At 68.4% G+C, this 23223-nt stretch carries 24 protein-coding genes and 1 tRNA gene; 15 read left to right on the forward strand and 10 right to left on the reverse strand.

Annotation, left to right across the window (positions count from 1 at the left end; genetic code table 11):
• Nucleotides 1-7: 7 nt before the first annotated feature.
• Complete coding sequence (locus AC069I_RS12955) at nt 8-922, reverse strand: LLM class flavin-dependent oxidoreductase (RefSeq protein ID WP_478265492.1); 915 nt, start codon at nt 920-922, stop codon at nt 8-10.
• Between the two features lie 86 nt (nt 923-1008).
• On the opposite strand from AC069I_RS12955, the gene AC069I_RS12960 reads away from it, so the two are divergent.
• On the forward strand, nt 1009-1773 hold the full coding sequence (locus AC069I_RS12960) for an MmyB family transcriptional regulator (protein ID WP_478265493.1): 765 nt from the start codon (nt 1009-1011) through the stop codon (nt 1771-1773).
• Here AC069I_RS12960 and AC069I_RS12965 read toward each other — a convergent pair.
• Nucleotides 1700-2329 (reverse strand): class I SAM-dependent methyltransferase, encoded by a 630-nt coding sequence (locus tag AC069I_RS12965; RefSeq protein WP_478265494.1) that lies wholly within the window; start codon nt 2327-2329, stop codon nt 1700-1702. The two genes, AC069I_RS12960 and AC069I_RS12965, sit on opposite strands and share 74 nt — an antisense overlap.
• Nucleotides 2330-2460: 131 nt before the next feature.
• Here AC069I_RS12965 and AC069I_RS12970 point away from each other — a divergent pair, with 131 nt between their 5' ends.
• From AC069I_RS12970 to AC069I_RS12980, 3 genes are read left to right on the forward strand one after another with little or no spacing between them, the layout of a single operon-like run.
• Nucleotides 2461-3627 carry a sensor histidine kinase gene (locus AC069I_RS12970; protein WP_478225522.1) on the forward strand — a complete coding sequence of 389 codons (1167 nt, stop codon included), beginning with the start codon at nt 2461-2463 and terminating at the stop codon, nt 3625-3627.
• Complete coding sequence (locus tag AC069I_RS12975; protein WP_478225521.1) at nt 3624-4286, forward strand: response regulator; 663 nt, start codon at nt 3624-3626, stop codon at nt 4284-4286. The genes AC069I_RS12970 and AC069I_RS12975 overlap by 4 nt, the downstream gene beginning before the upstream one ends.
• Nucleotides 4287-4307: 21 nt before the next feature.
• On the forward strand, nt 4308-5492 hold the full coding sequence (locus AC069I_RS12980; protein ID WP_478225520.1) for a PQQ-dependent sugar dehydrogenase: 1185 nt from the start codon (nt 4308-4310) through the stop codon (nt 5490-5492).
• Here AC069I_RS12980 and AC069I_RS12985 read toward each other — a convergent pair.
• Nucleotides 5489-6178, reverse strand: a complete 690-nt coding sequence (locus tag AC069I_RS12985) for an SDR family NAD(P)-dependent oxidoreductase (protein ID WP_478225552.1) — start codon at nt 6176-6178, stop codon at nt 5489-5491. The genes AC069I_RS12980 and AC069I_RS12985 overlap by 4 nt on opposite strands.
• 54 nt (nt 6179-6232) lie before the next feature.
• Here AC069I_RS12985 and AC069I_RS12990 point away from each other — a divergent pair, with 54 nt between their 5' ends.
• Together AC069I_RS12990 and AC069I_RS12995 are read left to right on the forward strand one after the other, a co-directional pair.
• Complete coding sequence (locus tag AC069I_RS12990; RefSeq protein WP_478225519.1) at nt 6233-6754, forward strand: isochorismatase family protein; 522 nt, start codon at nt 6233-6235, stop codon at nt 6752-6754.
• A 3-nt stretch (nt 6755-6757) separates the two neighbouring features.
• Nucleotides 6758-7150 (forward strand): NUDIX hydrolase, encoded by a 393-nt coding sequence (locus AC069I_RS12995; protein ID WP_478225518.1) that lies wholly within the window; start codon nt 6758-6760, stop codon nt 7148-7150.
• Here the strand turns inward: AC069I_RS12995 and AC069I_RS13000 are convergent, their stop codons facing one another.
• On the reverse strand, nt 7151-7744 hold the full coding sequence (locus tag AC069I_RS13000) for a TetR/AcrR family transcriptional regulator (RefSeq protein WP_037318732.1): 594 nt from the start codon (nt 7742-7744) through the stop codon (nt 7151-7153).
• Between the two features lie 98 nt (nt 7745-7842).
• Nucleotides 7843-8793, reverse strand: a complete 951-nt coding sequence (locus tag AC069I_RS13005; protein ID WP_125674120.1) for an acyl-CoA desaturase — start codon at nt 8791-8793, stop codon at nt 7843-7845.
• Nucleotides 8794-8966: 173 nt separating this feature from the next.
• Here AC069I_RS13005 and AC069I_RS13010 point away from each other — a divergent pair.
• From AC069I_RS13010 to AC069I_RS13030, 5 genes are all read left to right on the forward strand, one after another.
• A tRNA-Gln gene (locus AC069I_RS13010) sits at nt 8967-9038 on the forward strand.
• A 43-nt stretch (nt 9039-9081) separates the two neighbouring features.
• Nucleotides 9082-10830 (forward strand): GGDEF domain-containing protein, encoded by a 1749-nt coding sequence (locus AC069I_RS13015; RefSeq protein WP_478225517.1) that lies wholly within the window; start codon nt 9082-9084, stop codon nt 10828-10830.
• 44 nt (nt 10831-10874) lie between these two features.
• On the forward strand, nt 10875-12362 hold the full coding sequence (gene glmU, locus AC069I_RS13020; protein WP_478265495.1) for a bifunctional UDP-N-acetylglucosamine diphosphorylase/glucosamine-1-phosphate N-acetyltransferase GlmU: 1488 nt from the start codon (nt 10875-10877) through the stop codon (nt 12360-12362).
• Nucleotides 12359-13339: a ribose-phosphate diphosphokinase gene (locus AC069I_RS13025; RefSeq protein WP_478225515.1), complete on the forward strand. Its 981-nt coding sequence runs from the start codon at nt 12359-12361 to the stop codon at nt 13337-13339. Before glmU ends, AC069I_RS13025 begins: the two co-directional genes overlap by 4 nt.
• Nucleotides 13340-13466: 127 nt before the next feature.
• The gene (locus tag AC069I_RS13030) at nt 13467-14342 is read left to right on the forward strand and encodes a TIGR03621 family F420-dependent LLM class oxidoreductase (RefSeq protein WP_478225514.1); all 876 of its coding nucleotides are present in this window, start codon (nt 13467-13469) and stop codon (nt 14340-14342) included.
• Here AC069I_RS13030 and AC069I_RS13035 read toward each other — a convergent pair.
• Nucleotides 14336-14953 carry an NAD(P)-dependent oxidoreductase gene (locus tag AC069I_RS13035; RefSeq protein ID WP_478265496.1) on the reverse strand — a complete coding sequence of 206 codons (618 nt, stop codon included), beginning with the start codon at nt 14951-14953 and terminating at the stop codon, nt 14336-14338. The genes AC069I_RS13030 and AC069I_RS13035 overlap by 7 nt on opposite strands.
• Before the next feature lie 96 nt (nt 14954-15049).
• On the reverse strand, nt 15050-16171 hold the full coding sequence (locus AC069I_RS13040; RefSeq protein WP_478265497.1) for a hypothetical protein: 1122 nt from the start codon (nt 16169-16171) through the stop codon (nt 15050-15052).
• A 340-nt stretch (nt 16172-16511) separates the two neighbouring features.
• Here AC069I_RS13040 and AC069I_RS13045 point away from each other — a divergent pair, with 340 nt between their 5' ends.
• The 4 genes from AC069I_RS13045 (at nt 16512) to AC069I_RS13060 (ending at nt 18571) form a co-directional block, all read left to right on the forward strand.
• Nucleotides 16512-17117, forward strand: a complete 606-nt coding sequence (locus AC069I_RS13045; protein WP_340687010.1) for a 50S ribosomal protein L25/general stress protein Ctc — start codon at nt 16512-16514, stop codon at nt 17115-17117.
• A 10-nt stretch (nt 17118-17127) separates the two neighbouring features.
• Complete coding sequence (pth, locus tag AC069I_RS13050; protein WP_340687009.1) at nt 17128-17724, forward strand: aminoacyl-tRNA hydrolase; 597 nt, start codon at nt 17128-17130, stop codon at nt 17722-17724.
• Between the two features lie 158 nt (nt 17725-17882).
• Nucleotides 17883-18242, forward strand: a complete 360-nt coding sequence (locus AC069I_RS13055; protein ID WP_478225511.1) for a DivIVA domain-containing protein — start codon at nt 17883-17885, stop codon at nt 18240-18242.
• Nucleotides 18242-18571, forward strand: coding sequence for a DivIVA domain-containing protein (locus AC069I_RS13060; protein WP_478265498.1), 330 nt, complete (start codon nt 18242-18244; stop codon nt 18569-18571). Before AC069I_RS13055 ends, AC069I_RS13060 begins: the two co-directional genes overlap by 1 nt.
• Nucleotides 18572-18632: 61 nt before the next feature.
• Here AC069I_RS13060 and AC069I_RS13065 read toward each other — a convergent pair whose 3' ends face one another.
• The 3 genes from AC069I_RS13065 to AC069I_RS13075 form a co-directional block, all read right to left on the reverse strand.
• Nucleotides 18633-20324 carry a fatty acyl-AMP ligase gene (locus tag AC069I_RS13065; protein WP_478225510.1) on the reverse strand — a complete coding sequence of 564 codons (1692 nt, stop codon included), beginning with the start codon at nt 20322-20324 and terminating at the stop codon, nt 18633-18635.
• Nucleotides 20325-20375: 51 nt separating this feature from the next.
• Nucleotides 20376-22148, reverse strand: coding sequence for an ABC-F family ATP-binding cassette domain-containing protein (locus AC069I_RS13070; RefSeq protein ID WP_478225509.1), 1773 nt, complete (start codon nt 22146-22148; stop codon nt 20376-20378).
• Nucleotides 22149-22215: 67 nt separating this feature from the next.
• Nucleotides 22216-23181, reverse strand: coding sequence for a 4-(cytidine 5'-diphospho)-2-C-methyl-D-erythritol kinase (locus AC069I_RS13075; protein ID WP_007028772.1), 966 nt, complete (start codon nt 23179-23181; stop codon nt 22216-22218).
• Between the last annotated feature and the right edge of the window lie 42 nt (nt 23182-23223).

Genomic DNA, 23223 nt, shown 5'->3' on the forward strand with positions numbered 1-23223 from the left:
CGCGCGATTACCGGGGCAAGGCGTCGGCGACCTTCGGAAGCTGTTCGTCGAACTCGGCCGGTTCCTGCGTCGCGATCCGGATCAGCACGTGTTCGGCGCCCGCGTCCTGGTATTCGCGCAACCTGTCGGCGACCTGCGCCGGGCTGCCCGCGATCTGCACTTGGATCTTCTCGACGAAGTCCAGCGGAACGCCGTAATTCCGCTGCGCGTAGTCCTCCAGCCGCTCGCGGGCACGGATCGAGTCCTCCTCGATGAGCACTGTCGCGAACAACGCGGGCGTCACGGGACGTACAGCTGCTTCGCGGATCTTCGCGAGCCCGTCGGCGTAGTCCGCGACGTCGGGCGGATACGGCAGCCAGCCGTCGTAAAGCCGTCCCGCCCGCTGGAGCGCGCCCGGGGTGAACGCGGCCAGCCACACCGGCGGACCACCCGGACGGTGCGGTTCCGGATACTCCGGAAGTGTGTCGTAGTGCAGCACGTCGCCGTGGAACGGACCGCTGTTCCCGCTCCAGACGTGCCGCCACAGCGCGACGATGTCGTCGAGCCGGGCGCGGCGGCGTTCCCACGGCACGCGCGTGAAGGCGAACTCGGGTTCGCTGCGGCCGGCGAACCCCGCGCCGACGCCGAGTGTGACCCGGCCCTGGCTGAGCAGGTCGAGCGAGAGGATCGCGTTCGCGGAAAGCAGCGGATCCCGCAACGCCGGAAGCAGCGCGGCGGTGCCGAGGGTGACCCGCTCGGTTCTGGCGGCGAACGCGGCGAGCAACGTCAACGGATCGATGGGCGCCCGCGCGAGGGTGTCGCCGACCCAGACCGAATCGAGGCCGAGGCGCTCGGCTTCGACGGCGATGGCGACCATTTCCGGCGCGGTGCGCCCGGCGTCGAGGATGGACCGATAAGTAGGGACGACCAGACCGAATTTCATGCCGGGAGCATCGCCGCGGCGGGGAATCGTCTCAATTCCTTCGAGGGAATGGCGGCGCCGACGGCGGCTCGGCCAAGATGACGGCCATGGTTTCCGGATTCGGCCCCGCGCTGCGGGGCTGGCGTGAGCGGCGGCGGCTTTCCCAGCTGGAACTGGCGCTCCGGGCCGGGACCACCCAACGGCATGTGAGTTTCCTGGAAGGCGGCCGGTCGATCCCCGGCCGCGGCCTGGTGCTGCGCGTCGCCGAATCGCTCGAACTCCCGCTCCGGGAACGCAACGGCCTGCTGCTCGCGGCCGGGTTCGCCCCCGGTTTCCCCGAAACGGATCTGGACGATCCCGCGGTGAAGCCGGTCCTCGACGGCATGCGTCGGCTGCTCGACGGGCACCGGCCGTACCCGGCCATCGTCGTCGACCGCTACGGCGTGCTCGTCGCCCGCAACGACGCGCTCGACCTGCTCTTCGAGGACGTGGCGCCCGAACTGCTGGAGGAACCGGTCAACACCCTGCGGCTCGCGCTGCATCCGAAGGGGATGGCGCCGCGGGTGCTGAACCTCGCGGACTGGGCGCGGCACATCCTGGAACGGCTGACGCAGGAGATCGCGCACGCGCCCGACGAGCGGCTCGCCGCACTGCTGGCCGAACTCGAAAGTTACGTTCCGGAGCCGGGACCGCCCGGCCCGGACCATCTCGGGTTCGCCGTGCCGATGCGCCTGTCCACTTCGGCGGGCGAGCTGCGGCTGATCACGGCCATCACGACGTTCGCCACCGCGGCCGACGTCACGGTGTCGGAATTGAAACTGGAGACCTTCCTCCCCGCCGACGCCGAGACGGCCGCGATCCTGACGCGCTGACCGGCAGGGCCGCGCGGTGCACGAACGCGGGCGGCAGGTTCGGCCAGACGACCGGCGAGCGCCCGGTCACCGCGAACCGGTCACGCAGCGCGGCGGCGAACCGCCTGCCCGGCGGTGCCCAGGCGGCGTGGGCGTAGGCGAAGGTCGTGAACCGCCCGTTCGGGACCAGGACTTCGGTCACCCGGTCGAGGATCCGTTCCTGGCGTTCCGCTGTCATGACCGTCCACGGCAGACCGGAAACCACGACGTCGGCGGCCTCACGCACGTACTCGTCCAGGCTCTCGGCGGATCCCTGGACGATCTCGATCTCCGGATACCGCTCCCGCAGGTTCCCGGCGAGCCTGGGATTGATCTCGACGGCGACCAGCCGGGCGCCCGGCGGCAGCCGCCGGAGGATCGCACCGGTGAACACGCCCGTACCGGGCCCCAGCTCGACGACGAACCTGGCGTTTTCCAGCCCGAGGCCCGTCGTCATGGCTTCGGCCAGTTTCGGGGAGCTGGCCGCGACGGCCCCGGTGAGCATCGGATGGCGGAGGAATTCCCTGGTGATCGACATGATCCCGACGCTAGGAACGGGTTCCGTGGCCCCGCGTCGGCCGCGACGGCCGTCCCCGTCCTCCCGCGGGAGGACGACGGGGGTACCCCAGGACGACGCGCTCGGCCGCCCACCGCGGTTACGTTCGGGACGTGCTCAGGCTGTCCGAGCGGATCCGCGCCCACCCGTGGGTGACCGACCTGCCGCTCTTCGCGTGCTTCATCTTCCTCGCGCCGACAGGGTCGTCGCCGGTCCCCAAGGCGATCCTGCTCGTGCCGTACCTCTTCCTCCTCCCGCTGCTCTGGCGGCGACGTCATCCCGAGATCGTCGCGGTGCTGATCGTCACGGGTGTGGCCGCGCAGAGCCTCGTGGAGGTCTGGGCGTACGACCGCGGCCGCTGCGAACTGGCGATGGCCGTCGCGCTCTACACCATGGTCCGCGCGGGGAACCGCCGGTTCGCCGCGGTCATCGCCGTCGTCATCGTCTCCCTCGACGTCACCTGGGGCCTCACCTGGGGAGCCACCACCGAACAGGGACCGGAGGTCGCGATCTTCGCGACGATCCCGCTGCACGTCGCGGCCTGGGCGCTCGGCGAATTCTTCCGCGCGCGCCAACGTCTTTCGGACGAGGAGGCGGCGAAGGCCGAGTTGGCCGCGTCCGAACAGGACGCCCGCGCGCGAGCGGCGGTCGCCGAAGAACGCACCCGCATCGCGCGGGAACTGCACGACGTCCTCGCGCACAGCGTGAGTGTCATCGTGATCAACGCCGAGGGCGCGAAACTCATGCGTCACAAGGATCCCGAAGCGGTCGACCGCACGCTCGACACGATCGGCAAAGCGGGTCGCGACGCGCTGGCCGAGTTGCGCCGTCTCCTGGAGGTCCTCCATGCGGGCGAAACCGTTCGAAGTCCTCAGCCCGCCGTCGCGGAACTTCGCGATTTGGTCGAGCAAGTGAGCGCGACGGGCCGCGAAGTCGGTCTCCGGGTCACCGGTGACGCCGACGGGCTGCCGCCCAGCGCCGCGCTCCAGGCGTACCGGATCGTCCAGGAAGCACTGACGAACATGATCAAGCACGCGCCCGGCGACGCGAGCGGAACCGTCGAAATCGATTTCAGCGAGGAGGGCCCGCGCCGGGACGTCCGGATCGAGGTGACGAACACCGGCGGTTCCGGGCCGCCCGCGCCGAGGCTGCCGTCTTCGGGGCGGGGCCTGGCGGGGATGGCGCAGCGGGTCGAGATGTTCCACGGGACACTCGACACCGGGCCGACCCGGGACGGCGGTTACCGGGTGGCCGCGAGCCTGGTGGTGGAGGCGGGATGACATCCCCGGTGAAGGTGCTGATCTGCGACGACCAGGAACTGGTCCGCGTCGGGATGGGCATGATCGTCACGAGCCAGGAGGACCTGACCGTCGCGGGCGAAGCCGCCAACGGGGCCGAAGCGGTGGAGACCGCATTGAGACTGCGGCCGGATCTGGTCCTGATGGACGTCCGGATGCCGGTGCTCGACGGCGTCGCGGCGACGGAGCGGATCTGCGCGGCGCTGCCAGGGACGCGGGTCCTGATGATCACCACCTTCGACCTCGACGAGTACGCGTACGCGGCGTTGCGCGCCGGTGCCAGCGGTTTCCTGGTCAAGGACGCTCCGGCCGAAGAAATCCTCGTCGCGATCCGAGGTGTGCTTCGCGGGGATTCGATGGTCTCCCCTTCGGTCACGAAACGCCTGCTGGACCGCTATCTGGACGACGCCCGCGACGGCGGTGAAAGCAAGCGGCTGGAGAAGCTGACCGAACGCGAGAAGGACGTCCTCGCGCTCATCGCGCGCGGCCTGGCGAACAGCGAAATCGCCTCGAAGCTCTACATCGGCGAGACGACGGTGAAAACCCACGTCGGCCGCATTCTCGCGAAACTCTCACTGCGCGACCGGGTGCACGCGGTCGTGTTCGCCTACGAAAGCGGTTTGGTTCGCGCGGGTGGTTGAGCACGGTGGCATGCTGAAGACATGCGCACTTCCGCCGTCGTCGTGTTCGCTTCGCTGTCCTTGCTGGTCACGGCCTGTTCCGGGGCTTCGAGCGAGACGGTCCAGAGCGCACCACCGGTCACTTCGAAGCCCGCCGCGTCGGCGCTGAAGATCGAGCAGGTGACGGCCGGGCTCGAACACGGCTGGGACGTCGGTTTCCTGCCGGACGGGAAGATCCTCGTCACCCAGCGCCCCGGGAAGCTGGCCCTGGTCGAAGGCGGCACGAAACGCGACGTCGCCGCGGACTTCTCCGACGTCCACGTCCGCGGCGAAGGCGGCCTGATGGGGATGGTGATCAGCAAGGACTTCGCGACGTCACGCGAGTTCATCACCTGCCAGACCCACAAGGAGGGCGACACCGCCGTCGACATCCGGCTGGTCACCTGGCGGCTGTCGGACGACGGCGCGAGCGCCACGAAGGTCAAGGACCTCCTGACCGGGTTGCCGGTGAACCCCAGCGGCAGGCACTCCGGCTGCCGTCCCGCGTTCGGCGCGGACGGCGCGCTGCTCATCGGCACCGGCGACACCGCCCGCCCGCAGCATCCGCAGGACCGGACGAGTCTCGGCGGCAAGGTGCTCCGCGTCGACGCGAAGACCGGGAACGCGTTGCCGGACAACCCGTTCATCAAGTCCGCGAACCCGAACGAACAGCGCGTGTTCACCTACGGGCACCGCAACGTCCAGGGCGTCACGGTCCGTCCCGGCACCGGGCAGGTGTTCACCGCCGAGCACGGGCCGACCATCGACGACGAGGTCAACCTGGAGACCGCGGGCGCGAACTACGGCTGGGACCCCTCCAAGGGCGGCACCGAGACCAGCTACGACGAAAGCGTCCCGATGACCGACAAGCAGCGCTTCCCGGACGCCGTCAGTCCTTTGTGGACGACCGGCGAGATCACCGAGGCGATCTGCGGCGCGGAGTTCCTCACCGGATCGCAGTGGGGAGCGCTCGAAGGCTCGCTGGCCGTGACCGCGCTGAAAGGCCAGAAGCTCCTGCTGTTCCGCCTCGACGACGCGGGCAAGGTCACCGAAGTGACGCTGCCGCCCGAGTTCGACGACAAGTTCGGCAGGCTTCGCGCCGTCCGAAGCGCGCCCGACGGCTCGCTCTACATCACGACTTCGGAAGGCGAGGACGACAAACTGCTGAAGGTCACCCCTGGTGCCTAACGACCGAGGTGCGCGCCGCCGTTGACGTGGACGATCTGGCCGGTGACGTGCCGCGCCTCCGGGCTCGCCAGGAAGGCCACCACTTCGGCGACGTCCGCGGGCTCGCCGGCGCGTTTGGTCAGCGTGTTGCAGATCAGCCACGCCCGGCGTTCGTCGGACAGCTTGCCCTGGAAGAATTCGGTATCCCCGACCAGTCCGGGCGCGACGATGTTCGCGGTGATCCCGCGCGGCCCGAATTCCCTTGCCACATCGACGTTCCACGCCTCCAGCGCGGCCTTGGCCGCACTGGAGGAACCCGCTCCCGTCCGCGCGGCGATGGAGCCGATGGTGACGATCCGCGCGCCGTCGGCGAACCTTTCCCGCAAGGCACGGGTGACCAGCACGGCGCTGAACACGTTCGCGTCGATGTTGGCCTGCCAGTTCGCCGCGAAGGCATTCAGGTCTTCGGCGGGCTCGTTCCGGAAATCGGTGTTCCCGCCCGCGTTGTTGCCCAGGACGTCGACGCGCTCCGGCGGTTCGGCCGGCGCCCGGTCCACCGCGTCGAACAGGACTGGGTTCGCGCCGAGCAGCGTGGCGGCCTCGGTGAGGACCTGTTCGCGGTGGCCGGTGATCGTCACCCGATCACCTCGCGCGGCGAACGCCGCCGCGACCGCGTGACCGATCCCGGTGCCGCCGCCGGTGACCACCACTTCCCCCGTTCTGCCCCATGACCTCCGGCATAGGGACACTAGGCTTCCCCCATGACGAAGATCGACCCGGCGACGACGGCGCTCGTCCTGATCGACCTCCAGACGCGGATCGTCGCGCTGGAGACCGTCCCGATCGAAGGCACCGAGGTCGTGTCGAACGCCGTCCTGTTGCGAGAGGCCTTCAGCGCGGCCGGCTCACCGATCGTCCACGTGCGCGCGCACCGGCCGGGTGTCGACGAGCAACCGCCCGGCAGCGAACTGGTCGCCGAGCTGACGCCTCGTGAAGGCGAGCACCTGATCACCAAGCACACGATCGGCGCGTTCTACCGCACCGGACTCGACGAACTCCTGCGCGGACTCGGTGTGAAGACACTGGTGCTCGCCGGGATCGCCACGGAATACGGCGTCGAATCGACACTGAGGGCCGCGATCGACCACGCCTACGAGACCATCGCCGTTTCGGACGCGATGGCGGGTATCGCCGCGATCTCCCATGAGTCGGCGGTCACGAAGGTGTTCCCGCGGCTGGGCGAAGTGCTCACGACCGCCGAGACCGCCGCGGCGCTGGGCTGAACCATGATCGACAAGATCGCTTGGCTGCACCTGCTCGACGGCCGGATCCTGAGCACCCGCTCGCGCGGCAAATCCGTGTTCTACCTGCCCGGCGGCAAACGCGATCCCGGCGAAACCGACACGGAGACACTGATCCGCGAAGTCCGCGAGGAACTGACCGTCGAGATCGTTCCGGCGAGCATCGAGCCCGCCGGCGTCTTCGAAGCGCAGGCCGATGGCCACGCGACGGGGCTACTGGTCCGGATGACCTGCTACACGGCCGAATTCGGCGGGACACTCACGGCCAGCAGCGAGATCGACGAGGTCGCGTGGCTCGGCTACGAGGACAGGGACCGGGTCTCCGCGGTGGACAAGATCATCTTCGATCACCTGCGGGAGACCGGCCTCCTGCGCTGACTAGTACAGCCGCAGCTTGGGTTTGTGCTCCAAATTGGACAGACCGTTCCAGGCCAGGTTGACCAGATGCGCGGCGACCTCGTCGCGCTTCGGCTTCCTGGCGTCGAGCCACCACTGCCCGGTGAGCGCGACCATCCCGACGAGCGCCTGCGCGTACAGCGCGGCCAGCTTCTCGTCGTAGCCCCGCGCGGCGAACTGCTGCGCGAGGATGTGCTCGACCTGGCTGGCGATGTCGTTCAGCACCGTCGAGAACGTGCCCGTCGAACTCGCGACCGGTGAATCCCGCACCAGGATGCGGAAGCCGTCGTGGGAGTCCTCGACGTAGGAGAGCAACGCGATCGCCGCCTGCTCCAGCATCACCCGCGGGTGTCCACCGTGGAGGGTGGACACCATCCGGTCGAGCAGCAGCTGCGTCTCGCGGTCGACGACGACGGCGTAGATGCCTTCCTTGCCGCCGAAATGCTCGTACACCACCGGTTTGGAGACGTTCGCGCGATGCGCGATCTCCTCGATGGACGTGCCTTCGAAACCCTTCTCCGCGAACAGGGCCCTGGCGACGTTGAGCAGCTGCTGCCTGCGCTCGGTCCCCGTCATCCGCACCCGGGCCACCGGAGCGACAGGACGCGCCCCGGTGACCGCTTCACGTTTGGTCCGCCTTCTCCCCGCCATCGCAGAAGACTAACGCGACCTCGCTATTTGCTTTCAGTGGCGATGCGCGCGAGGCGCTGCGGGGTCGGCCAGCGCACGTCGTAGGCCCAGCCGAACTTCTCGAAGATCCAGATGAGCCGCGCGGAAATGTCGATCTGACCGCGCTGCACACCGTGCCGCGCCGAAGTCGGGTCGGCGTGGTGCAGGTTGTGCCACGACTCGCCGAAGGAGAAGATCGCCAGCGGCCAGAAGTTGGCCGATTTGTCGCGGGCCGCGAACGGGCGCTCGCCGATCATGTGGCAGACCGAGTTGACCGACCAGGTCACGTGGTGCAGCACGCAGACGCGCACCAGCCCGGCCCAGAAGAACGCGGTCACCGCGCCCCAGAACGACCAGGTGATCAGTCCACCGAGGATCGCGGGCAGCACCAGGGTGAGCAGGCTCCACAGCCAGAACAGGTCGTCGACCTTCTTGATGGCCGGATCCTTCACCAGGTCGGGTGCGAACCGCTCCGCGTTGGTCTGGTCGCGGTCGAACAGCCAGCCCATGTGCGCGTGCCAGAACCCCTTGGCGATGGCGACGGGTGTCGTCCCGAACAGCCACGGCGAATGCGGGTCGCCGTCGCGGTCGGAGAAGGCGTGGTGGCGCCGGTGGTCGGCGACCCAGGTGATCACGGGGCCCTGGACGGCCATGCTGCCGGCGATCGCCATCGCGACGCGCAGCCACGGCTTGGCCTTGAACGAGCCGTGCGTGAAGTAGCGGTGGTACGAAACGGTGATACCGAGCCCGCTGATCGCGTAGAAGACCACGAACAAGCCGACGTCGACCCAGGTCAGTCCCCAGCCCCAGGCGAACGGGACGGCCGCGAGCAACGCGGCGAGCGGGAAGATGACCCCGAGGTAGACCGAGAGCTGCACGCCGCTCGATCGATGTCCTTCGATTACCGGCTTGGGGCCCTTCGCGGGCTTCTGGGAACGGTCCAGGGTAGCCGTCATGCAGTCACTTCTTTTCTATGCGCAACCCCGAGGGTTTCCCTAAGGGTGACCTTACCTACGATGCCGTAAGTTACGGTACAGGAGGTTTCGGCCCCTGTGGAGTGCCCGCGACAGTGAGACAACCCCCGGGCGCACGCGGAGGTCCCCGGCATGGCTATCCTGACCAGGATCGATCCGCCGTAGTGTAATCGGCAGCACTTCAGATTTTGGTTCTGACAGTTCAGGTTCGAATCCTGGCGGCGGAGCAGACGAACAGATGACCAGCGGCGTTTTCAACGGTGGGGGTGTGTGCGGCTGACCGAGGACGCGACGACCAGTGGCAGGCGGCCGGCGCTTGCGGAGATGTCCGATGCCTGGCTCTACGGTCGCGCGCGCGAACTCGGAGCGGCCATCCAGCGGGTCAGCTACGCCGAACAGCTGGACATCGTCACCAGCCTCGACGAACTCCTCGACGAGACGCAGCGCCGCGGCGAACCGTTGCTGGTCGCCCAGCTGCTGCGCTACTCGGCGATGGCCAGGCTCGTCACTCGCGGTCTCGCCGCCGAAGCCGAGCCCCGGCTCGACGAGATGCTCGCGCACACCAGACGGCACGGGCTCGCGCTGATGCGGGCCGACGCGCACGCCATGCGCGGCCGCCGTCTTGTGATCGCCAAACAGGAGGACGCCGCCCTCACCGAGATCGCCAGGGCGCTGGCCATCCTCGACGACTCCGCGGTCCCGGACCGCCAGGTCGGCAGGCGCAACTGGGACCGGATGCTGTCCACGACCCTGGTCGACTGCTGGCTGGTGCTGAACCAGCTGGGCGTCTACGAGGCGGCCGAGGAGGCCATCGCCCGCGCCGCGCAGGCGATCCGCGACAGCGCGAGCCCGCATGAGATCGCGCTCCAGCTGATCAACCGGGTCAAGATGCTGCTGGGCTGGGGTCTGCGGCTCGAACGCATCGAGCGCTACGACGAGGGCGCGGACAAGTTCCGCACCGCGGCGTCGATGGCCCAGGCCGCCGAAGGCCCGTTCACCGAGTCGCTCTTCCCGCGCAAGGCCGGGGTGCCCGCGATCGACCAGGTCGGCGTGCTCGCCGCGGCCGCCGCACTGGCGTCGCCCGATTCGTCGCATATCGAACGCCTGAACTCGCTGCTGCATCCGGAACTGGTGTTCCCGCACGAACGCGAGATCATCGCCATCGCGCTGGCCCGCTGCCTGGACAACGACGGCCGACGCGAGGACGCCCTGCAGGTGCTCAAAGAGGTCCGCGAGGACAACGAGGACGGCTCGCTGCCGTCGATGCGGTTGAACCTCGCCCGCGAGCTCGCCAGGCTCGACACCACCCCGGACTACGCGTCGGGGGCGAGCCAGTCGCTGATCGACTACGCGACCATCCTGGAAACGGAGATGTGGTCGCTGCGGGAATCGCAGATCGCCACGCTCAACGCGCGCCGGGAGCACGAACGCCTGTCCGCCGAGCACGGCGCGATCACCCAGCAGGCCCTCCAGGACCCGCTCACCGGGTTGCCGAACCGGCGCGCGCTCGACGAAAAGCTGCGTTCGCTGGCGTCGTCCGCCGACGCCCAGCCGCTCGCGGTCGCGCTGGTCGACCTCGACGGTTTCAAGGACGTCAACGACAAGCAGTCGCACGCCGAGGGCGACAACGTGCTCCGTGTCATCGCGAGCACGCTGCGCGACGCCCTGCGCGGAGACGACGTGGTCGCCCGCTACGGCGGAGACGAGTTCATCGTGCTTCTACCTGGGGCTCCGGCCTCCGCGGCGAAGCAGGCGCTGGGGCGTTCTGTGAATGCCGTCGCATCTCTGCCGCACCATCTTTCGCACGGCGTCACCCTCTCCGTCGGCCTCGTCTCGCTTCGCCCGCAGGAACGGGCCGAGCAGGTCCTCGCCCGCGCCGACGCGGCCATGTACCAGGCGAAACGCGGCGGCGGGAACCAGGTTTCGTCGGTGAACTCGATGGCCATCGACCCGGCGACCGGATGGCCCGGTGAGGATGCTCCGACCGACCCCGCGTGGGACTCCGAGCAGCCCACGTAGGATCAATGCCCGACAACCACCGTTGGTGAAATGTTGGGAGAGCCGTGACCGGCCCGCTGAGCACGTTGATCCTCGCCGCGGGTGAGGGCACCCGCATGCGTTCGTCCACCCCGAAGGTGCTGCACCCGATCGCCGGCCGTCCGTTGGTCGAGCACGCGGTGCGGGCCGCCGCGGGACTGAACCCGGAGCACCTGGTCGTGGTCGTCGGCCACGGTCGCGACTCGGTCGGCGCCCGGCTGGAAAAGGTCGGCGAGGCACTCGGCCGCCAGGTCGTCACGGCCGTCCAGGAAGAGCAGAAGGGCACCGGGCACGCCGTCTCGTGCGCGCTCTCCGCGCTGCCCGCCGGGCTGACCGGCACCGTCGTCGTCAGCTACGGCGACGTCCCGCTGCTCGACACCGAAACGCTCGCTTCCCTGGTCGCCGAGCACACCTCCACCGGTAACGCGGTCACCGTGCTGACCGCGGTCGTCGAGAACCCGACCGGTTACGGCCGGATCATCCGCGACGAAAACAACGTCGTCACCTCGATCGTCGAGCAGAAGGACGCCACCCCCGAACAGCACGAAATCGCCGAAATCAACTCCGGCGTCTACGCCTTCGACGCTTCGGTCCTCGTCGACGGGCTCTCGCGGCTTTCGACGGACAACGCGCAGGGCGAGCTCTACCTCACCGACGTCCTCGGCATCGCCCGCGGCGACGGCAAGGGCGTCGGCGCGCTGGTCATCGACGACCCGTGGGTGACCGAAGGCGTCAACGACCGCGTTCAGCTCTCCGTCCTCGGCGCCGAACTGAACCGCCGGATCGTCCGTGGCTGGCAGCGGGCGGGCGTCACCGTCGTCGACCCCGCGAGCACCTGGATCGACGCGGGCGTGACCCTGTCGCGCGACGTCGTCATCGAGCCCGGCGTGCAGCTGAAGGGTTCGACGTCGGTCGGCGAGGGCGCGCAGATCGGCCCGGACAGCACCCTGGAGAACGTCTCCGTCGGCGCGGGCGCGTCGGTGGTGCGGACGCACGGTTCCGATTCGGAACTGGGCGACGGCGTGAAGGTCGGCCCGTTCACCTACCTGCGTCCCGGCTCCAAGCTGGGGACCAAGGGCAAACTCGGCGCTTTCGTCGAGACGAAGAACGCCGACATCGGCGCCGGCACGAAGGTCCCGCACCTGACCTACGTCGGCGACGCGACCATCGGCGAGAACAGCAACATCGGGTGCTCCAGCGTCTTCGTCAACTACGACGGCGTGAACAAGCACCACACCACGATCGGCTCCCATGTGCGGCTCGGCGCGGACAACACGTTCGTCGCCCCGGTGACCATCGGCGATGGCGCCTACAGTGGGGCAGGCACCGTGATCAGGCAAGACGTGCCCCCGGGCGCGCTCGCCGTGTCCACCGGGCCGCAGCGCAACATCGAAGACTGGGTGTCCCGGCGCAGGCCGGGCACACCCGCGGCGGGAGCAGCTTCCGCCGCGAAGCAGGACACCACCGCCGTGTCCGATTCAAACAAGGGAAACGACGGGGAGTCGCCAGCATGAGCTCGAAGTCCGGAACACCGAAGAAGAACCTGATGCTCTTCTCCGGGCGCGCCCACCCGGAACTCGCGGAAGAGGTCGCCAAGCACCTCAACGTGTCGGTCGTTCCACAGACCGCGCACAACTTCGCCAACGGGGAGATCTTCGTCCGGTTCAACGAATCGGTGCGCGGGACCGACGCTTTCGTGATCCAGAGCCACCCCGCTCCCATCAACGAATGGGTGATGGAGCAGCTGATCATGGTGGACGCCCTCAAGCGCGCGAGCGCCAAGCGGATCACCGTGATCATGCCGTTCTACCCGTACGCGCGGCAGGACAAGAAGCACAAGGGCCGCGAACCGATCTCCGCGCGCCTGATCGCGGACCTGTTCAAGACCGCGGGCGCCGACCGGATCATGACGGTCGACCTGCACACCGCGCAGATCCAGGGCTTCTTCGACGGCCCCGTCGACCACCTGCTCGCGCAGAACGTGCTGGCCGCGCACATCAACAAGACCTACCACGGCGAGAACATCACCGTCGTCTCGCCGGACTCCGGCCGCGTGCGGCTCGCCGAGAAGTGGGCGGCGCAGCTGGGTGACCGGCCGATCGCCTTCATCCACAAGACCCGCGACCCCGACAAGCCGAACCAGGCCGTCGCCAACCGCGTCGTCGGCAAGGTCCGCGGTCAGCTGTGCGTGCTGATCGACGACATGATCGACACCGGCGGCACGATCGTGAAGGCCACCGAGGCCCTGCTCGACGAAGGCGCGTCCGACGTCGTCATCGCCTCGACCCACGGCATCCTGTCCGACCCCGCCACCGAGCGGCTGTCGAACTGCAAGGCGCGCGAGGTCATCATCACCAACACGCTGCCGATCCCGGAGGAGAAGCGGTTCCCCGGGCTGACCGTGCTGTCCATCGCGCCGCTGCTGGCGCAGGCGATCCAGCAGGTCTTCGAGGACGGGTCGGTCACGTCCCTCTTCGACGGCAACGCCTGATCCAGGCGAAGCAAGGGACCTTTGCTATCGCTCTCTTTCGGAGAGTGACAGCAAAGGTCCCTTGCTCGTTTTCGGCTCCTCGCGAAACGACGCGCACCCGGCCGCCCTGCGTGGCTAGGTTCCGTACATGGGGAAATTCAAGTTCGGCGTGAACCTTTGGGGCGCCGAGAATCATGAAGACTGGGTCGCGAAGTGCCGCCGCGTCGAGGCCCTCGGATACGACGTCATCTCCGTGCCCGATCATCTCGGCCCAGGACGGAACGCGCCTTTCCCGGCGCTGACCATGGCCGCCGCGGTGACCCAGCGGCCCCGCGTCGGCACTCTTGTTTCCAATATGGCCTTCTACAACGCCGCGCTCTTCGCACGCGAAGTCGTCACCACGGTGAAGATGACGGGCGACCGGCTGGACCTCGGGCTCGGCTCCGGCCACATGAAATCGGAATTCGACGAAGCAGGCCTGCCGTGGACCCCGGCCAAGGAACGTATCGAGTACCTCGCCAAGAGCCTTGACCACCTGCGTGAACACTTCGCCGCCGAAGGAATCACGCCTCCCCCGCTGCTCATCGCGGGCAACAGCGACGGCGTGCTCTCCCTCGCCGCCCGCGAAGCCGACATCGCCGGCTTCGCGGGCCTTCGTCAAGCACCAGGGAAACCGCCGGGCACGTTCCGGCTCGACGACGCCGAGCGCATGGACGAACGCGTCGCCTTCTTCCGTTCACACGCGAACGGCCGCGATCCCGAACTGAACATACTCGTCCAGCGGGTCGTCGTCGCGGACGACCGGCGCGCGGCCGCCGAGGCCTGGCGTGAAGAAGTCAAGGACCAGGACGGCCTCGACGTCGACGCCCTGCTCGAAACGCCCCAATTGCTGTTCGGGACCACCGACGAGATGGTCCGGCAGCTCCAGGAGCGTCGCGAACGGTACGGCTTCTCCTACATCACGGTGTTCGAACCGATGCTGGAAACGTTCGCGCCGGTCGTGCGGGAACTGTCCGGTCAGTAAGCGACGCAGAAACGCTGACGGCGGTGTTCCGGCTTGTCGATCTCATCGACGAACGCGATCGCGTAGTCGGCGCCGCCGATCTTCGAACCGCCGTTCTCGTCGGTCAGGAGCACGTCGCCGCCGAGCCGGAACTCGCCGGTCCGCTCGCCCTCGGCCCACGCGCCGAACTCCGCGGCCGGGCTGACGTAGAACCAGTCGACATCCTCAGGAAGCTTCCGGAACGCTTCGAGAACCTCGGCGTGCGCACCCGCTTCACCCTTGTACTCGTCCGGGAACTCGGGGGTGTCGATCAGTCGCGGCCCGCCCTCGGCCACGTGCAGGCTGCCCGCCCCGCCGACCACGCCGATCCGCGCGCCGTTGTCCTTCGCGACCTGAGCGATCGAAGGCACCGCGTCGAGCAGACCACTCTGCCCGTGAACCGCGATGACCAGGACATCGGCGCCCTTGGCGACATCGGCCAAGAAGGCCTCGTCGTAGAGCGAGCCCGCCCTGGTCCCCTCGCCTTCGGCGTTCCTGGACACCACCAAGACGTCGTGACCGCGGCCGCGGGCCTCCGCGGCGATCTTCCCGCCCGCGTACCCGGTTCCTCCGAACACAACCAACTTCGCCATCGCGTTTCTCCCTTTTCATCGGCGACCACGCCGATGCTAAGAACGCGAGTTCGGCTACTTCAACGTATGCAACGCACCCCGAGGTGAGCGTGCAGGTCAGCCGCCCAGCGTGGCGAACTCGGACTTGAGCTTTTCGCGAACACCGTTGACGTCGACCGGAGCCCGGACCTCACCTTTGGCCGACGGCTTCGCCTGCACCTGATAGCTGGCGTTCCGATTCGGCAGTTTGAACTTGACCTCGCAGCTCATGCTCGTCGTGGTGTCCGGCGCCGCGTCGGCGTCCGCCGTGCAGCTCTGCGCGCCGAGGGACTGCGCGGTGAAGTCGACGGTCAGCTTCAGGTGCACAGGCGTCCCGCTCACGCCGCCGATGACGGAGTTGGCGACGTCGATGGTCGCCCGGCAGGTCCCGACGAAGTCCGTGCAGTCCAGCTTGTCGTTGACGACGCTGACCCTGACCTGGGTGAGCGCGTCGAACGGCTGCCCGATCCCGCCGATCGCGCCGTCCAGATCGGTCTGGAGTTTCTTGAGCGCATCCCCGGCGAGCGGCTCGACCCGCATCTCGGCGCCGAGCGTCTTGCCGCCCGCCGCGGCGACGAGGGAAGGCGCGAAACTGACGACACGGTGCGGCGCCGAGGTGGTCACCCGCAGTGCTCCGAGCCCGCTCCCGACGTCGTAGACCCCGGTCCCGTCGGGCAACTTCGAACGGACCGGATCGGTCAACGGGTTCATCCCGGACACCGCGGTCCTGAGCGTCGACGCGGCCTTGCGCGGGCTGAGCACCTCGACGGCGTTCACCGGCAGATCCGAGCTGTCCGTACGGACCCAGTTGGTGCCGTACTGGTCGCTGTCGCCGAGCCCGTGCGCCTTCCAGTACTCCGGCGTCGCCGAGATGTACAGCTGCTTGTCGGCGGAGATGACCTGGATGGTCTGGCCGTCGACCGGCAGCGCGCCGTGCGCGCTCCCGTTCCGGGTGATCCGGAACTGTAATTCCGCGGGCTGACCCGACGCGTCCTTGATCGTCGATTTGTACACGACGGCCGGAGCCTGCTCCAGCGCCTTCAGCGCGCTCTCGACAGCGCCGCGTTGCTCCGCGCGCCGATCCACCCGCTGCTGCTCGGCGGACGGGATCCCGGCCGCTCCGTCGATCGCGACGTCGCAACCGGCCACGAGGCAGCACAGGGCGGCGATCGCGCCGATCTTCGACCGTCGTGCCGGCATCCCGTCCCCTTAGTCTCGCGTGCGAGCAGATCACACCTTAGAAAAGGGGTCGCGCACCACCGCATCCGCGGGTTCGCGAAGCAGCTGTCACCGACTTGTCACCTGTACGAGCCACCCGCCGAGACCCCCGCACGACCGGTTGGTCTACACTTTCCCGGTCTCGGCGAGGCGGGTTCCGTGAGCACCTGGTGCCCGACGTGATCGACGCGGCGGCTTGAGTGGCCACACGCGGTCGAGCACGCCTGTGGAATTCGCCGCCGAACACCAGAACCGCCCCGAACCATCCCCACCTCAGCATGCTTTCGCTGAACATGTTGGTGAATTGAAGGAGTGCTACACCGTGTCCGAGGTACGCCTGTCCGTCGAGCCCCGCACCGAATTCGGCAAGGGTGCCGCGCGCCGCACGCGTCGCGCCGGCAAGATCCCCGCGGTGCTGTACGGGCACGGCTCGGAACCGCGCCACTACGCCCTGCCCGCCATCGAGTTCGCCCGCGTCGTGCGTGAGAACGGCAGCAACGCCGTCATCACCCTCGACCTCGAGGGCAAGAGCGAGCTGGCGCTGACGAAGACCATCGTCGTCCACCCGCTGAAGAACTACATCGAGCACGTCGACCTGCTGGTCGTCATCCGCGGCGAGAAGGTCACCGTCGACGTCCCCGTCGTCGTCACCGGCACCCCGGGCCCGGGCACCCTGGTCACCACCGACCTCGACACCATCCAGATCGAGGTCGAGGCGCTGCACATCCCCGAGCAGGTCGAGCTCTCGGTCGAGGGCGTCGAAGCCGGCACCCAGATCCTCGCCTCGCAGGTCACCCTGCCGCAGGGCGCCACCCTGGTCACCGACCCCGAGGCGCTGGTCGTCGCCGTCAACGAGGCGCCGTCCGAGTCCTCGCTCGAGGGCGACGAGGCCGAGGCTGCGGAGACCACCGCCGAGGACGCCGAATAAAGTCACCGATGTGACCGAAGCAGTACTTCCCGGGGCCGGCGAGCAGATCCTGCTCGTCGGCCTCGGCAATCCCGGCCCCCAATACGCGGGCAACAGGCACAATGTCGGCTTCATGGTGCTCGACGAACTCGCCGGCCGCGTCGGCGGCAAGTTCAAGACCCACAAGAGCGGTGCCGAGGTCCTTGAAGGCAGGCTCGCCGGGCAGCGAGTGGTCCTGGCGAAGCCGCGCTCGTACATGAATCTCTCGGGCGGCCCCGTCGTGGGCGCGGCCCGGTTCTACAAGATCCCCCCGGCCGGTGTCGTGGTCGTCCACGACGAGCTGGACGTCGACTTCGGCGCGCTCAAGATGAAACTGGGCGGCGGCGACAACGGCCACAACGGTCTCCGCTCGATCACCAAATCGCTGGGCACGAAGGACTACTACCGGGTCCGGTTCGGTGTCGGCCGCCCTCCGGGGCGGCAGGATCCGGCGGATTTCGTGCTGAAAGACTTCTCGACGGTCGAACGCAAAGAACTCGCTTTCGAGATCGATCGTTGCGCCGACGCCGTTGAAGCGCTCATCAGCACCGGTCTCGCCGCGGCCCAGAATACCTTCCACGCTGGGTGAACCCGCTCACATGGCAGTGCGTTACAGCTCGTCACTCGAAGGCGTTTCACCACGCCCTGATCGAGTCGTGGAGTAGCGCGAGCTCTTCCGGGGAACTCTCAAACCCGTTAGGACGGAATGCGGAGATCGCATTCCCCACCGAAACCGGAGAGAGTTTCATGTCGTTTACGGCCGAAGACATCACCGGCGCCACTTTCCCGAACGCCCCGATCGGGCGACGCGGATATGCCAAACACGAGGTCGACGCGTTCCTGGAACGGATCGCCGACACGATCTCGGACCGGGACGACCTGACGGCCGCCGAGGTCCACCACGTCATGTTCTCGCGTCCGTTGATCGGTAAGCGCGGCTACGACGAACGCGAAGTCGACGATTTCCTCGACAAGGTCGAAGCACAGCTCGCCCACCGGACCGGCCAGCACGCGCTCGGTGTGCCCGGCGCCCGCGAAGAGGACGAAGCGACCGCCGAACGCGCCGTCCCGGACCGCGGCCCCGTCGAGTTCCTGCGGGAGCGCTAGTGCCCGTCACCGCCTTCGAGGCCAGAACCCGGCAGTTCGACCGGGCGCCGATCGGCGCCCGCGGCTATCACGAACCCGCGGTCGACGCCTTCCTCGAACGGGTCGCGGCGACCCTCGACGGCGATGACGACCTGTCGGTTTCAGACGTCCACAACGTGGCTTTCGCCAAAGCCCCGCTGTCGAAACGAGGCTACGACCCGGCAGCCGTCGACGCGTTCCTGCGAGACGTCGAGGGAACACTGGCCGGGCTGTTCCATTCCGCCGGCTACTACATAGCGCCTGCCTTGGAGCACACCCATACCCGCAAGCCACCTTGGCGACGCCGCTGACCACCGGGAGGTGCAGCGAAGGGGCCGGGTCCGCGATCTTCGCGGACCCGGCCCATTCGTGTCAGCTGGTCGCCGCGTTCTTGGCGATCTTGTCCGCGAACTGGACGGCGGTCGCGGCCCGCTTCACCTTGCCCGAGGGCGTCTTGGGCAGGCTTCCCGCCGGGAGCACCACGACCGCGAAGGGCCGCATGTCGACGGCGCCGCGCACCTTGGCCGCGACCTCCTTCGCCAGCGCCTTCTCCGCTTCCGGATCCCCGGCGAGTTTCGATTCGACCACGACGGCGAACCGTTCACGGCGGCTGCCGGCGTCGAGCCGCACGGCCACGGCGTTCCCCGCTCGGACCCCCTCGACCGAGGTCGCCGCGCGTTCGATATCGGTCGGGTACAGGTTCCGGCCGCCCATGATGATGACGTCCTTGCGACGGCCGCAGATGACGATCATGCCATCGACCAGGTAGCCGAGGTCACCGGTGAGCAGCCAGCCGTCCTCGTCCTGCGTCGCGAGCGGCCCTTCCATGGTCAGGTACCCCGGTGTCACGGCCTCGCCGCGCAGGCGGATCTCCCCGACCTCGCGTTCTCCGAGCACCGTTCCCTTGTCGTCGACGATCTCGGCCTCGAGCCCGTCGAGCGGCGGCCCGAGCACCGCGAACGACCGGACTTCGTCGGTCCCCCGGCGCGGGTCACCCTCGGGGACCGGCACCGCGCGGTTGTCCGCCTCGAGCGCGTCGGCCTCGACCACGTCCAGCGTCAAGCCGGTGAACAACGGCGCGAACGAAACCGCGAGAGTCGCCTCCGCCATGCCGTACGCGGGGAACACGCATTCGGCGGGCATCTTGAAGCGTGCCCCAGCCTCGACGAACGTCTTCACGGCTGTTTCGTCGATCGGCTCGGCGCCGTTCAGCGCGATCCGGAGCTTCGAGAGGTCGTACGCGTCGTCGTCCTCGACACGGGCCATCCGCCTGCCCACGATCGCGTACGCGAAGTTCGGCGCGGCCGTGGTCGTGCCGTTGTACTTGCTGATCAGCTGCGGCCAGATCAACGGTCCCGACAGGAACTCCAGCGGCGTGATCTTGACGAGCTCGACGCCGAACGTCATCGGCACCGTCAGGAACCCGACCATCCCCATGTCGTGGAAGGTGGGCAGCCACGAGACCATCACGTCGACGTCGAAATCGAACTCTGCCCGGTCGACCATCGCCTTGACGTTCGAATACAGGTTCCCGTAGGTGATCTGAACGGCCTTCGGGTCGGCCGTCGACCCGCTGGTCAGCTGCAGGAGCGCCGTGTCCGATTCGGCTGTCGGCACGGGCTCCGGCAGCGGTTCGGCCTCGAGCAGCTCGGCGATGACCTGGAAGGCGATGCCGTGCTCCGTGAGCACCGGCGCCAGCTGATCGAACGGCTCACCGAGCAAAACCAGGCCGGACCCGATCATCCGCAGCACGCGAACGGTGTCCTCGGCCCATTCGGCGAGGTCTGTGCGCTGCGTCGGCTGGTGCAGCATCGTCACGCTGCCGCCGGCGAGCCAGACCGCCTGAACCGTCGGCGCGATCAGCGACGGCGCCGCCGCCAGTACCGCGACCGCTTTGCCGGGTTCCAGCCCAGCCGCCACCAGACCCCCGGCGACCCGCTTGGCCTGCTCGTGAATCTCGGCCCACGTACGCCGAACCGGCTCCTTGGGCTCCCCGGTGACCATTCCCCGCTGCTGACCTCGCCCCGCCGCGGTGGCGACGAGCGTGTCCACGAACCGACTCATGCGCGTCACACTACTGTCCGCGCTGAACGGCCCGCTCGCCGTCGAGCGAACTCATTCGATCGCTTCGGAGGTCTCGAGCCACTGGGCCTCGACCTCCTCCTTCTCCGTTTCGACGGCTTTCAATTCGGTGTTCAGCTCGATGAGTTTCGTCGGATCGGTCGCCGCGGCGAGCAGCGCCGCATGCAGCTTCTCTTCCTTCGCGTGCAGCTGGTCGAGCTTGCGCTCGAGGCGGGACAGCTCCTTCTGGGCCGCCCGCTGTTCCGCGGCGTTCTTCCTGGGCGCGGAGGCCTGCGCGTTGCCGCTCTTTCGGTCTCCGCCGGCCTTCTCGAGTTTCTTGGCGCGCCGGTCGAGGTACTCCTCGATCCCGCCCGGCAGGTGGGTCACTTGCCCGTCCCCGAACAAGGCCACGATCGTGTCGCAGACGCGTTCCACCAGGTATCGGTCGTGCGAAACGACGACGAGGCTGCCCGGCCAGGAATCCAGCAGATCTTCGAGCTGCTGCAAGGTGTCGATGTCGAGATCGTTCGTCGGTTCGTCGAGCAGCAGCACGTTGGGCTCGGCCATCAGGAGCCGGCACAGCTGCAGACGGCGCCGTTCACCACCGGAAAGGTCCTCGACCGGCGTCCACTGCCTCGCGGCGGGGAAACCCAGCTTTTCGGCCAGCTGGGAAGCGGTCAGCTCCTGCTTGCCGAACACGACCCGGCCGGAGACCTCTTCGATCGCCTGCAGCACGCGCAGATCGCCCGGCAGGTCATCGAGCTCCTGGCGCAGATGCGCGAGGCTGACCGTCTTGCCCTGGATCCGTCGTCCCGTCTCGGGTTCCCTGTCGCCGCCGAGCAGCTTGAGGAGCGTCGTCTTGCCGGACCCGTTGACGCCGACCAGGCCGATCCGATCGCCGGGCCCGATCCGCCAGGTGACGTGATCGAGCAGAGTGCGGTCGCCGACGGTCAACGTGGCGTCCTCGATCTCCAGCACGGTCTTCCCCAGCCGACGGCGGGCGAACGCCTGCAGCTCGACCGAATCACGCGGCTCCGGCACGTCGGAGATCAACGCCTCCGCCGCCTCGACGCGGTATCGCGGCTTCGACGTCCTGGCCTGCGGACCGCGACGCAGCCATGCGAGCTCTTTACGTGCCAGGTTCTGCCGCTTTTCCTCGGCCGTCGCCGCAAGCCTCGCCCGCTCGGCCCGCGCGAAGATCCAGTCCGCGTATCCGCCTTCGTACTGCTCGACGCGACCGTTGGCGACCTCCCAGGTCACACTCGCGACCGTGTCGAGGAACCACCGGTCGTGGGTGACGACCACGACCGCGATCTTGCGGTTGAGCAGGTGATCCGCGAGCCAGCGCACACCTTCCACGTCGAGGTGGTTGGTGGGCTCGTCGAGGACGACGAGGTCCAGTTCACCGGTGAGGGCGGCCGCCAACGCGACACGGCGCCGTTCGCCACCTGACAGGTTCGCCGTCGCCTTCTCGATACCGAGAGCGGTGATGCCCAAACCATCCATAATGGACCGGACACGCGCGTCAGCGGCCCACTCGTGCTCCGCGCCGTAGCGCTCCAGCACGACGTCTCCGACCGTGCTGCCGTCGGGAAGTTCGGTCCGCTGGGTGACCACCGCCATCCGCAGGCCCCGGACTTGACTGACACGTCCCGCGTCCGGCTCGCTGATCCCCGCGAGGACCTCCAGCAGCGTCGTCTTCCCGCCCCCGTTGAGACCGACGACACCGATACGCTGCCCCTCCGCCACACCGAGCGAAACACCGTCGAGCAGCGGGCGCACCCCGAAGGACTTGCTCACCGACTCCAGGTTGACCAAGTTGGCCATGCCTCAGCCGATCCTTTCCAAAAAGCTCGCACCACAACGAATTAGTCGGTGTCCATTTCGGACACCCTCATGCGTGCACCCGAGGCGGCGACGGCCGCGGCGCGTCGTCTCCGCCGACCAGCCGGGCTCCGGGGACCGGCCCGTGCGCGACGCGCACCGTGCGACAGACACCCGCGCCGGACAGCTCCGCGGCCACCTCGACGGCCGACTGGGCGTCCGCGCACAGGAACGCGCAGGTCGGCCCGGATCCGGACACGGTGCCGGCGAGCGCCCCCGCGTTGACTCCCGCCCTCAATGTGCGACGCAGCCCCGGACGCAACGAGACAGCGGCCGCCTGCAGGTCATTGCCAAGAAGCAGCGCCAGCTGCCGCGGGTCGCCGGATGCCAGCGCCTCCACCACCGGAGTGTGCGAGCCGATTCGCGGCGGGCTGCCCTCTTCACGCAACTTGTCCAGCTCGCCGAACACCCGTGGAGTCGAAAGCCCACGCTGGTCGAAGGCCAGGACCCAGTGGAAGGTGTGCCTCGACAAGACAGGCACCAGCTGCTCGCCTCGGCCGGTGCCCAGCGCTGTCCCGCCGTAGAGCGCGAAAGGTACATCGCTACCGAGCTTCGCGGCGATACCCGCCAGTTCGTCCCGGGAGATGTCGAGCTTCCAAAGCGACGCGAGCCCCACCAGCGTCGCGGCCGCGTCGGCACTGCCACCGGCCATCCCGCCCGCGACCGGGATGCCTTTGCGCAACACGACTCTGACCTTGGACTCGCCGTCCGCCTTGCCGACGTGGGCCGCCAACGCCTGCGCCGCCTTCCAGGCGAGGTTGTTGGCTCCTGTCGGTACGGAACCTTCACCTTCGCCGTAGACCTCGACACCGGGGTCCTCGGTGACCGCGACGGTCACCTCGTCGGTCAGGGAAAGCGCCTGGAACACGGTCACCAGCTCGTGGTAACCGTCCGGGCGTACGTCACCGACCGACAGGTGCAGGTTGACCTTGGCGGGAACCCTGACGGTCACTGGGGGCGGTACGACGGCGAGCACGCGTCAAGCCTACGTGGCCGCTCCACTTGCGCTGTCACCAGG

The sequence above is a fragment of the Amycolatopsis sp. NPDC043885 genome (assembly GCF_056435685.1).